Origin of the sequence: Flavobacterium rhizosphaerae, from assembly GCF_046000445.1 — a bacterium.
GTDB lineage: Bacteria > Bacteroidota > Bacteroidia > Flavobacteriales > Flavobacteriaceae > Flavobacterium > Flavobacterium rhizosphaerae.
Map to the genome: position 1 here is coordinate 60803 of NZ_JBELPZ010000006.1, position 12215 is coordinate 73017.

The 12215-nt window shown below is 41.9% G+C and carries 7 protein-coding genes; 3 read left to right on the forward strand and 4 right to left on the reverse strand.

The window, feature by feature from the left end:
* The 4 genes from ABS766_RS07740 to ABS766_RS07755 all read right to left on the reverse strand — a co-directional run.
* The coding region (locus ABS766_RS07740) for a beta strand repeat-containing protein (RefSeq protein WP_408084558.1) at positions 1 to 6146 on the reverse strand (6146 nt) is incomplete at its 3' end.
* A 31-nt stretch (positions 6147 to 6177) separates the two neighbouring features.
* Positions 6178 to 6783, reverse strand: a complete 606-nt coding sequence (locus ABS766_RS07745; protein ID WP_408084559.1) for a phage tail protein — start codon at positions 6781 to 6783, stop codon at positions 6178 to 6180.
* A 26-nt stretch (positions 6784 to 6809) separates the two neighbouring features.
* The gene (locus ABS766_RS07750; RefSeq protein WP_408084560.1) at positions 6810 to 7433 is read right to left on the reverse strand and encodes a phage tail protein; all 624 of its coding nucleotides are present in this window, start codon (positions 7431 to 7433) and stop codon (positions 6810 to 6812) included.
* A gap of 19 nt (positions 7434 to 7452) precedes the next feature.
* A complete protein-coding gene (locus ABS766_RS07755; protein ID WP_408084561.1) occupies positions 7453 to 8070 on the reverse strand; it encodes a phage tail protein in 618 nt (205 codons plus the stop codon).
* 445 nt (positions 8071 to 8515) lie between these two features.
* Here ABS766_RS07755 and ABS766_RS07760 point away from each other — a divergent pair, with 445 nt between their 5' ends.
* From ABS766_RS07760 to ABS766_RS07770, 3 genes are all read left to right on the forward strand, one after another.
* The gene (locus tag ABS766_RS07760) at positions 8516 to 9037 is read left to right on the forward strand and encodes an IS1096 element passenger TnpR family protein (RefSeq protein WP_408084562.1); all 522 of its coding nucleotides are present in this window, start codon (positions 8516 to 8518) and stop codon (positions 9035 to 9037) included.
* A 70-nt stretch (positions 9038 to 9107) separates the two neighbouring features.
* Positions 9108 to 10166: a nucleoid-associated protein gene (locus ABS766_RS07765; RefSeq protein WP_408084563.1), complete on the forward strand. Its 1059-nt coding sequence runs from the start codon at positions 9108 to 9110 to the stop codon at positions 10164 to 10166.
* Between the two features lie 167 nt (positions 10167 to 10333).
* A complete protein-coding gene (locus ABS766_RS07770; protein WP_408084564.1) occupies positions 10334 to 12190 on the forward strand; it encodes a hypothetical protein in 1857 nt (618 codons plus the stop codon).
* Positions 12191 to 12215 lie beyond the last annotated feature (25 nt).

The window sequence follows — 12215 nt, forward strand, 5'->3', positions numbered from 1 at the left end:
GCAAGTGGAGAACCACCGGTTTCATCAGCATACCACATTACATCTGTACCTGTAGCCATAAGATCTGAAACAGTAGCTTCATTACAGAATGTTTGTGCATCTGCCACAGGTTCAGGAGTTATATTAAGAGTAACAACTACAGTAGTCCTTGCGTCACTCTCACATCCGTCAACGGTTTGCGAAGCATAGTAAGTACCTGCAGCCAGTGCAGTATCTGCAGCCAGTGCAGTTCCACCGGTTGCATCAGTGTACCATTTAATTCCCATTCCTGTAGCCATAAGGTCAGCTACGGTAGTTCCGCCACATAATGTCTGGTCAAGAGCTATAGGGGCAGGTGTAATATTAATAGTTACTGCTACTGCTGTACGTGTAATGCTTTCGCATTCATCAATGGTTTGAGAAGCATAATAAGTAGTACCATTAATCAGGGCAACGTCACTATCAAGAGCAGTTCCGCCTGTTGCATCGGCATACCATTTTATACCTGTACCTTCAGCCATTAGTTCAGCTACAGTTGCATTGTTACAAAATGCCTGTGCCACAGCAGCAGGAGCCGGAGTTACATTTACAGCAACATTTACAGTTGTCCTTGGCCCTTCACAGTTGTTAAGGGTTTGTGAAACGTAGTAAATGCCTGTAGAAAGTGTTGTATTACCCATAAGTGGAGCACCACCCGTTGGCACGGCATACCATTTTAATGCTGTACCATCTGCCATCAGCTCTGAAACTGTAGCACTGTTACAAAATGTTTGCGCTTCAGCACCAGGAGCAGGGGTTACATTTACAGTAATGCTTACTGCTGCCCTACTGCTTTCACATTCATTTAATGTTTGCGATACATAATATGTACCAGTAGAAAGAGCTATATCATCAGAGAGTGCATCTCCACCTGTTGCATCAGCGTACCACTGAACATCGGTTCCTGAAGACATCAGGTCAGCCACAGTAGCACTCATACAAAATGTTTGTGCCGGTGTTACAGGTTCCGGGGTAAGGTTTACCGTTACTGAAACAGCTGTTCTTGAAGGGCTTTCGCATCCTCCAACAGTTTGGGTAGCATAATAAGTACCTGTTGCCAGTGCTGTATCAGAAGTAAGAGGTGCGCCTCCCGTTTCATCAGCATACCAAAGTACATCTGTACCGTTTGCTACAAGTTCACTCACCTCACCGCTATTACAGAATACCTGAGCATCTGCAGTTGGAGGCAATACAAGGGCAGGTTCAGTAATAGTTGCCGAAGCGGTAGCAGTACAACCATTAACATCAGTCACTGTTACAGTATAAGTACCTGCAGCAACGTTTCCTATAGAAGCTGTAGTTGCCGTGTTACTCCATAAATAAGTATATGGGGCAACACCTCCTGTAACATTTACAGTAGCTCCCCCTTCACTACCTCCAAAACAGGTAACGTTAGAGTTAACTACAGTTGAAGCCATAAGAACTGTTGGCTCAGTTATAGTTACCGAAGTGGTAGCTGTACATCCTTTAGCATCGGTCACAGTTACAGTATAAGTACCCTCAGCAACTCCTTCTATAGAAGCTGTAGTGGCTGAGTTGCTCCATGCATAAGTATATGGAGACGTACCTCCTGTTGCTGTTACTGTAGCAGAACCGTTAGAACCGCCATTACAACTTACATTAGTATCAACCATACCCGAAACCACTAAGGCTGTAGGCTCGGTTATAGTTACTGAAGTTGTTGTTGTACATCCGTTAGCATCAGTTACCATTACATTATAAGTACCTGCAGCAACACCTGCTATAGAAGCTGTGGTGGCTGAATTATCCCATTCATAACTATATGGTGTTGTACCACCTGTTACTATAACGGTAGCAGATCCGTTTGCACCACCATTACATGAAATATTAGAATTAACCACACCCGAAGCTGTAAGAACTCCTGGCTCGGTTATCGTTACCGAAGTGGTAGCCGTACATCCATTTACATCAGTTACGGTTACAGTATAAGTACCTTCAGCAACACCTGTTATAGAAGCCGTGGTGGCTGAGTTGCTCCATGCATAAGTATATGGAGAAGTACCCCCTGTTGCTGTAACTGTAGCAGAACCGTTAGACTCACCATTACAACTTACGTTAGCATCAACCATACCTGAAACCATTAAGGCTGTAGGCTCGGTTATAGTTACTGAAGTTGTTGTTGTACATCCGTTAGCATCTGTTACATTGATAGGATAGGTACCTTCTGCCAGTCCTAAAACAGTTAATGAGCTATCCGGTACACCTACATACGTTGTATTATTTATAGTATATTCAAACGGGGCTGTACCACCTGTAAGGTTAATAGTAGCCGAGCCTGTAGTACCGCCATTACAACTTACGTTAGCATTAACTACTGTACTGGCTGTAAGAACTGCTGGCTCTGATATAGTTACCGAAGTGGTAGCCGTACATCCGTTAGCATCAGTTACGGTTACAGTATAAGTACCTGCAGCAACGCCTGATATAGAAGCCGTGGTGGCCGAATTGCTCCATACATAAGTATATGAAGATGTACCACCTGTTACTGTAGCTGTAGCCGATCCGTCTGACTCACCATTACAACTTACGTTAGCATCAACCATACCTGAAACCATTAATGCTGTAGGCTCGGTTATAGTTACTGTAGTTGTTGTTGTACATCCATTACCATCGGTTATAGCTACAGGATAAGTACCTGCTGCTAATCCAGAAACAGTTAATGAACTATCCGTTATATTGCTATATGTTGTATTATCTATAATATATTCAAACGGGGCTGTACCACCTGTAAGGTTAATGGTAGCTGCACCATTAGTACCGCCATTACAACTTATGTTAGCATCTACTACAGCGCTAGCTGTAAGCATTGCTGGCTCAGTTATAGTTACCGAAGTAGTAGCCGTACATCCGTTAGCGTCAGTTATAGTCACAGGATAAGTTCCTGCCGGTAATCCCGTAACACCTAATGAGCTATCAGGTACACCCACATAAGTTGCATTATAAATTGCATATTCAAACGGGGCTGTACCACCTGTAAGGTTAATGGTAGCTGCACCTGTAGTACCGCCATTACAACTTACATTAGCATCTACTACAGCGCTGGCTGTAAGAGTTATTGGCTCAACTATAGTTACCGAAGTGGTAGCCGTACATCCGTTAGCGTCGGTTACCGTTACAGGATAAGTTCCTGCCGGTAATCCCGAAACAGCTAATGAGCTATCAGGCACATCCACATAAGTTGCATTATAAATTACATATTCAAACGGGGCTGTACCTCCTGTAAGGTTAATGGTAGCTGAGCCTGTAGTACCACCATTACAACTTACGTTGGCATCTACTACAGCACTGGCTGTAAGCATTGCTGGCTCTGTTATGGTTACTGAAGCCGTAGCTGTACAACCGTTAACATCTGTTATCGTTACAGTATACGTACCTGCAGCAACACCTGTTATAGAAGGTGTGGTAGCATTGTTACTCCATTCATAGCTATAGGGTGAAGTACCGCCTGTAGCCGTTACTGTGGCTGATCCGTTTGAACCGCCATTGCAGCTTATGTTAGCATCTACTACAGCGCTGGCTGTAAGCATTGTTGGCTCACTTATAGTTACCGAAGTAGTAGCCGTACATCCGTTAGCGTCGGTTACCGTTACAGGATAAGTTCCTGCCGGTAATCCCGAAACAGCTAATGAGCTGTCAGGTACACCCACATAAGTTCCATTATAAATTACATATTCAAACGGGGCTGTACCACCTGTAAGGTTAATGGTAGCTGCACCTGTAGTACCACCATTACAACTTACGTTAGCATCTACTACAGCACTGGCTGTAAGAGCTATTGGCTCAACTATAGTTACCGAAGTGGTAGCCGTACATCCGTTAGCATCGGTTACCGTTACAGGATAAGTTCCTGCCGGTAATCCCGAAACAGCTAATGAGCTATCAGGTACACCCACATAAGTTGCATTATAAATTGCATATTCAAACGGGGCTGTACCTCCTGTAAGGTTAATGGTAGCTGCACCCGTCGTACCGCCATTACAACTTACGTTGGAATCTACTACAGCACTGGCTGTAAGTATTGCTGGCTCAGTTATGGTTACTGAAGCCGTAGCCGTACATCCGTTAGCATCAGTTACGGTTACAGTATACGTGCCTGCAGCAACACCTGTTATAGAGGCTGTGGTAGCATTGTTATTCCATTCATAGGTATAAGGTGAAGTACCGCCTGTAGCCGTTACTGTAGCCGATCCATTTGAACCACCGTTGCAGCTTACATTAGCATCCACAACAGCTGAAGCCACCAGTGCTGTAGCTGGCTGTGTAATGGTAAAGTTCTGAGAAGCGGTACAACCGTTAGCATCGGTTACCGTTACTGTCCATGTTCCGGCTGAAAGGCCTGTTACTGATGTAGTACCGTCACCCGTTGGGTTACCCGGTGTCCAGTTATAGGTATAGGGTCCTGTACCTCCGGTAGCGGCATTTACCGTAGCTGCTCCCGTTGATCCCCCGTTACACGCAATATTGGTTTGCGATGCCGGGGTAAGGTTTAAGGCCGGAGGCTGTGTAATGGTAAAGTTCTGAGAAGCGGTACATCCGTTAGCATCGGTTACCGTTACCGTCCATGTTCCGGCCGAAAGGCCTGTTACTGATGTAGTACCGTCGCCCGCTGGGTTGCCCGGTGTCCAGTTATACGTATAGGGTCCTGTACCTCCGGTAGCGGCATTTACCGTAGCTGCTCCCGTTGATCCTCCGTTACACGCAATATTGGTTTGCGATGCCGGGGTAAGGTTTAAGGCGGCGGCGGGCTGTGTAATGGTAAAGTTCTGAGAAGCGGTACAACCGTTAGCATCGGTTACCGTTACCGTCCATGTACCAGCCGAAAGGCCTGTTACTGATGTAGTACCGTCACCCGCTGGGTTGCCCGGTGTCCAGTTATAAGTATAGGATCCTGTACCTCCGGTAGCGGCATTTACCGTAGCTGCTCCTGTTGATCCTCCGTTACACGCAATATTGGTTTGAGATGCCGGGGTAAGGTTTAAGGCCGGCGGCTGTGTAATTGTAAAGTTCTGAGAAGCGGTACAACCGTTAGCATCGGTCACCGTTACGGTCCATGTTCCGGCTGAAAGGCCTGTTACTGATGTAGTACCGTCACCCGCTGGGTTGCCCGGTGTCCAGTTATAAGTATAGGGTCCTGTACCTCCGGTAGCGGCATTTACCGTAGCTGCTCCCGTTGATCCTCCGTTACACGCAATATTGGTTTGCGATGCCGGGGTAAGGTTTAAGGCGGCGGAGGGCTGTGTAATAGTAGCTGTGGCTGTAGCAGTACAGCCGTTAGCATCGGTTATTGTTACACTATACGCCCCAGCGCTAAGCCCTGTAGCTGTTGCCGTAGCCTGCGCTGCGCTATCATTCCATAAATAACTATATGGGGATGCTCCACCTGTGGGAGCAACCGTTAAAGAACCTGTTGCCCCTCCATTACAGGCAATATTGGTTTGAGATGTTATAGAGGCAGTCATAGTACATGACGGGCCTGTTATAGCAGGTTCTGCATCAATATTATCTAAATAAAATTGGTTAACTCCACTAAAAACAAACTTTACCTGATCTATGTTCTGGTATTCGCTTCCGAAAGACAGCACACCGTAGGGACCTAAACTTGCGGCGGTATTGGTATATGTATAAGTAGCCCCCCCACTACTGCTGGAAGAACCAAGATTTATTGTTACAACAGGCGTAACGGTACTGCCGTCTTTAAGACCTTCAATGGTAAAAGAAGTACTGCCCCCCGGATTTGCGCTGACATCAAAAGATTGCAATGCAAATTCATTACCAGAGGTAGAACTCATAAAATACTCTACTACCCCCTGTCCGTAAACATTCATAAATAGAGAATAATCATTAGCCCCTTCATCAGTATTCAGCGGGGTAATAGCCTGAGTTGAATTTGCAATGGCATGGGATCCACCAGTGCCAGTAAATGTCCAGCCCCCAATAGAAATTGTATTGGCAAAAGGCCCAATGAGTGCATTACCAAAATTCTCATCTGCCGGAGCTTGTGAATACATATCTACACCTATAAACAACAATAGGGGTATAAGTAACTGCACCATCCGTTTTGAAAAGAGTTTTGGATACCAAAACATAGAGTAAAGATACATTTTCATAAATAGTTATATTAAATTAGTATTAAACACATTAATTGCTTCTGGAAGGGTAAAGGCCTTGTACAACTATAAGCCATTTTATAACCAAAAACGGGGGCATATTATCGTGGGCCTGTTGCAACCCTGAATTATTTATAGCTACACTACCTGCATTACTGCTTATATTAACCTGTATTGCATCGGCAGCCATAGTAGTATCATTAGTTGGCCCGTAGGTATTAACCTGCTGTAGGGAAACAGGAGGCACTGCGCCCCAAAAATTACCTTCAGGGGTATTAATAGAGGTACCTGCTGTGCCTGCATGTGCAGTGGCTACTACAGTACTTTGATAAGCAGGGTTTGGGCTAAAAGCAGCTGTATGGTTATGCATAGGCATTTGTGCCTGTGTAAGAGTAACATACTGCTGCCCATCTTTATAACCCAGCGGATGATTGGTTGTTCTACCCATAGGGGTACGCTGCCTAAGGTCTGGCAAGGCAAAGTTTGTTACCCCATCTCCGCCATATATATTACCTATAAGAGAGAATAAAACTTCATTATTATTAATAGGGAGCAGTCTCCCGTCACATGGCAGGCAACCGTTTGGTACACGGTGAGATGACCACGGTATTATTGTGGCTATATATAAATCGTTCATAATTAAATAATTAAAGAAGTGGTTAGTTAACTAAAATTCGGGTATATACCATCGGCTACTATAAACCAGCTTATGGCAGTATAGGGCGACATGTTATTATGCGCAGCGCTGTTGCCGGCAGTACCTACAGCAATTGTTCCGGGTGTTTGCCCATTGGTTGCTATAGTAGCCTGTACAGCATTTGCATTCATAGTAACATTTTTGGTTTTAGAATATAGCTGCACAGGATTTAAGGATATACTGTTTGGCGTACCCCAATTATTGCCGGCGGGGCTATTGCTATTGCCCTGGGGACCGGCTTTTGGCTGTAAATTAACCGCAACACTAGTGCCAGATGATGTAAAATTAGCAGCATGGTTGTGTGTTGGGAGTGATTGTACGTCAAGTACTATACTTTCGTATCCTCCATATTCTGTTAAATCATACTCGCTAACCATACCGGGTGCAGCGCCATCTCCAATAGCAAAGCGCCCCCTGAGGTCTGGCACTCTAAACTGACTGCTACTATAATTTCCGTAGGAATATCCAATTATTGAAAAAAGAGCCTGGTATTGATTTATTTGAAGCAACCTGCCATCGCAGGGTATGAGATTAATGGGGTATATAACACCCGCAAACGGCACAAAAGAACCTATATATTGATCGAACATAATTTTTAAGTTTTAAAGGTTAGTCGCGTTGTGGATAAATGCCACTGTATACAATAAGCCAGTTAAGGGTTGTAAAAGGCAGCCGGTTTTCATGAGGCAGATTTCCGCCTGTATTGGAAAGGTTTATTGTACCTAATAGTGGCGGCAATACCGCCTGCCCTATGGCATCGGCCGCCATAGTAGTATTGGTTTGGTCTGTATAAGCGTTTACTTCCTGTAGGCTTATAGCGGGTGCTTTCCCCCAATAGTTACCAGTAGGGGTATTAACCGCCTGTGAGGCATCGGTACCGGCATTTACGGTTACACTATCTACCTTCATCAGGTTTGGCTGTACCGCACTTGTGTGAGTGTGTATGGGCATCTGCGATTGCAGTAGGGTTACCGAGGCTTCTCCCCCCTGTGTACCTAATGGGTAGTTTGTGCCAAGGTAAGAGAGCCCGGCGCCAAGAGGGGCCTTGTCCCTGAAATCAGGAAGTGCAAACGTAGTTGTCCCATTTCCGCCATATTTGTTTGACAGTAAAGAATACAGGGCCGGGTATTGTCCAATCTGCAAGATACTGCCATCGCAAACCATGCAGTTATGGGGTACAAAATTCCCTGCAAAGAGAATTAAGCTGCCAATGTATTGATCGTTCATAACAATTAATTAAATAAGTTAGTTAATAAATAATCAATCGTTAAAACTTTAGGTAAAAAAAAGTGTCTCATAATAATTGTTGGTTAAAAGATTTAAAAAAAATTAATAATTAGCTGCTCCACCATTATTGCTAATGTGGAAAAGTATTACAGATCTAAAAAATAAGTTGAGGTGGTGAAAATTAGAATTTAGCTATTTTTACTACATTCATAATTTATTAGTAGTAAAATTATAAAAATATTATAAATAGCAATAAAAAAAATGCTTTTTTTTACATATTATCTATTTTTTAAATATTTATATTATGTTTATCTAAAAAATGAATATTAGAATGTAGCAGTACAATATGGAATCAAATATTGGCTTATTTAAAAAATGTAACTATCAAAACCATCAAAAAAATAAAAACGTGTACCTTTGATTTTATTTTAAAAACTCAATTAGGATGGTTTATAAATTTAGGGTAATACTTGATGCCGAAGAGGATATTTTCAGGGATATTGCTATTTTAGAAGAAGATACGCTTGAAGATTTGCACAATGCAATTGTAAATGCTTTTGGTTTTGATGGCACAGAGATGGCCTCTTTTTTTAAGTGTGATGACGAGTGGGTACAGCAAGACGAGGAAATTCCTCTTTTTGATACCGGTGATGAGCCAGGCGATGAAAAAGCAATGGCAGATTATACATTGAGCAGTATTATTGATACCGAAAACAACAAAATTATATACGTATATGATTTTTTAAATATGTGGACATTTTTTGTTGAGCTTGGCGCAGTAGAAGAACCCGAAAGCGGAATAGCCTACCCCGACCTGCTTTTTGCACATGGCGAAATGCCTGCCGCAGCACCTGAAAAAGATTTTAGTGCCGATGCCGGAGAAGATGAACTTTTTGGCGAATTTGATGATGACTATGATGAGGAAGACCTTGACGGGCTGGACTTTGATGAAACCAACTGGAATTAGCCCTGAATAATAAACAATAATATATTTTGCCTGTAGTGTAATATAATTAACAAGGCGCACCAATAAAAATATGATCAACCTGTTTAACACACACATAGAAAGCCTTTCGGTACACCGTGTAGGCAACAAAAGCCGCAATGAGGCTATTTTTATTTCGGAAAAGCCGTATGGGCTTAATGACGAGATTACCCCGCTGCTGAAAGAATATTTTTTTAAGCCTTTTCGCGATAAAGAAGAAAATTATTACCAGTTTGCGCATGATGTAGATCTGGAATATCATGATATGTTCAACTACGCGTCAGAAATTTTTAATAACCCGGGCAGTGTGCATGAGGTATCAAAAAAAATAACTAAACACCTTTTTGAGCAATCTAACCACCCGCATATTAAAAACGGTGAGGTATATATTGCCTACCTTACCAATGTTACTATAGACAATAACCCGGTAGATGCTATTGGTGTTTTTAAAAGCGAGCTTAAAACCGACTTTTTGCAATTTGAAGAAAAAAACAGCAACCTTGAAATGATGTTGCAGCAGGGCATCAACTTAAACAAATTGGATAAAGGCTGCCTTATATTTAACTATAAACAGGAAGAAGGCTATAAAATACTAACGGTAGACCATAACCGTTATGATGCACGTTACTGGCTGGAGCATTTCCTTTCGGTAGATGCCTTTCAGGATGAAAACTTTATGACTAAAAAGTACATGAAGTTTGTTCAGGATTTTGCCAAAGATGTGGTGTTGCCTGCCGAAGATAAAAAAGAGGAGGTAATGTTTATGAATCGCTCTGTAAATTACTTTGCCAAAAATGACGAGTTTGAAGAAACAAGCTTTTTAAATGAAGTAATGGACAACCCGGACCTGATACCTGAATTTAAAAATTATAAGGTAGAAAAGGCACCAAAGTACAGTATTGAAGATGTTACCAATTTTCCTATAGCCAATGCTGCAGTAACCGATGCACGTAAAAAAATTAAAAACGTAATAAACCTGGATACCAATATACAAATTAAGCTTGATTTTATAAATGCAGAAAGCGCAGAAAAGTTTGTAGAAAAAGGCTGGGACGAAGAAAAACAAATGTACTACTATCTGGTGTACTTTAATAAAGAACAAAAATCATAGTAGTTACACAAACTATATTTATACTACAATAATAATGGAGGCTAAAAATGGCCTCCTTTTTGTTGTTAAATCTATGGTAAATATGACTGGCTATAATAATTTTAGGTTTTTTTCACAGTTATATTTTATAATTTCCCCAAAAAAAGAAAGGTTCAAGAGGTAACATTATGTTTATAAGGCTGTTTTTATTATTGGCAATTTTTGCCGCATACCCTCTTGCCGCTCAGGTTAACCAAAAACCTCAGGATTCCACTAAAATACAAAACGAAGAAATGTATAAAAAGCTGGAAGACTATTCTAAACGGAAAAAGTTTACCAAATTTGTACATAAGCTTATTTTCAGGCCTGTTAAAGCAAAAGAGCCTTCGCAAAGCAGAAGAAAATTGCGCGACAAAACTCCCGAATTACTAAATACCTATAATAAATACCAAGGTAAAATTGTACGCAATATTGTAGTACAAACACTGGACCCGTTTGGATATTCTATAAATGATACTGTACAAAAGCCCAAAGAATGGGTACAAAAATTTGGTAACAGCGTACACCTTAAAACCAAAGAGTTTACTATAAAAAACCTGTTGCTGTTTAAGAAAAATGAACCGTTAGACTCATTACTTATAAAAGATTCTGAACGTTTAATACGTCGCCAGCGTTATGTAAGGCGTGTGGCTATAAAGGCCCTGCCCGCTTCAGCCTCTTCAGATTCTGTTGATGTTTATATACGCGTACTCGATTCGTGGAGCCTTATCCCTAACGGTTCGGCATCTGGCAGCGGCACATCGTTTGAGCTGACAGAACGGAATTTTTTAGGGCTTGGCCACGAGTTCAGGAATGATTTTGACAAACGTTTTAACACAGGTAAAACCTCATACCTGGCACGCTATACCATAAATAATATATTAAATACCTATATAACCGCAACCGTAAATTACCAGATATGGAAGGGCGATAATAACCTGAAAAGTGCCGGGCTGGAAAGGGAATTTTTCTCGGCCTATACCAAATGGGCAGGAGGCGTATATATGGAATCGAGGCTGGAGTATGACTCCCTGCCTGATGCCCAGCAGGTATGGAAAGTACAAAAATACAGGTCAGACGCTCAGGATTACTGGGGTGGCTATGCCTTTAAAATATACGAAGGAGAAACAGAAGAAGCCCGTACTACCAGGCTTGTAACTACTTCACGGTTTTATAACCTTGATTATGAAGACACGCCTACAGTTGAATATGATTCTATAGGCTTTTATTCCAGCCAGACACTCGGCATGGTAAGTGTGGGGTTAACATCAAGAAAGTTCGTACAGGATAAGTTTTTATTTAATTATGATATAGTAGAAGATATACCCATTGGTAAAATATATTCATTAACCGGGGGCATACAACGAAAAAACCGGCAAAACCGGCTATACCTTGGCGGGCGCTATGCCTTTGGTAACTACTACTCATGGGGGTATATGAGTATAAATACACAGATAGGCTCATTTTTTTATAAAAACAGCGCTAAAGAAAGCGCTATAGATATTAGCGCACTGTATTTTACCAATATTAAAAACCTGGGAGAGTGGCGTTTCAGGCACTTTATAAAACCCTCTGTGACTATTGGGCTAAACCGTGCCTCTATAATAAAAGACAGGCTGGATCTTAACAACCAAAACGGCATAATGGGTTTTGATACTCAGGAAATACGCGGAACAAAAAAACTATTGCTCACACTGCAAACGCAGGGGTATTCACCATGGAATGTAATGGGGTTCCGCCTCAATCCTTTTGCTAATATTACGTTAGGCGTGATAGATGGTGCAGACCGGGCAATTTTTGAAAATAAAATATACACCAAAATAGGTTTGGGTATTTTACTTTATAATGACTATCTGGTTTTTAACAGCTTTCAGCTCTCACTGGCCTATTACCCGGAAATACCCGGGCAGGGGCAAAATATATTTAAAACCAACGCTTTTCAAAATAATGATCTTACCCTGCCTGATTTTCAGGTGGGAAAACCTACTGTGGTGCCCTATCAATAATCTATTTTGTATAACAAATTGCATA

Excerpts from the sequence above, each read along its gene's own strand:
- ABS766_RS07745 (WP_408084559.1), bottom strand. The coding sequence starts at position 6,783 with ATGAACGATTTATATATAGCCACAATAATACCGTGGTCATCTCACCGT.
- ABS766_RS07750 (WP_408084560.1), bottom strand. The coding sequence starts at position 7,433 with ATGTTCGATCAATATATAGGTTCTTTTGTGCCGTTTGCGGGTGTTATA.
- ABS766_RS07755 (WP_408084561.1), bottom strand. The coding sequence starts at position 8,070 with ATGAACGATCAATACATTGGCAGCTTAATTCTCTTTGCAGGGAATTTT.
- ABS766_RS07760 (WP_408084562.1), top strand. The coding sequence starts at position 8,516 with ATGGTTTATAAATTTAGGGTAATACTTGATGCCGAAGAGGATATTTTC.
- ABS766_RS07765 (WP_408084563.1), top strand. The coding sequence starts at position 9,108 with ATGATCAACCTGTTTAACACACACATAGAAAGCCTTTCGGTACACCGT.
- ABS766_RS07770 (WP_408084564.1), top strand. The coding sequence starts at position 10,334 with ATGTTTATAAGGCTGTTTTTATTATTGGCAATTTTTGCCGCATACCCT.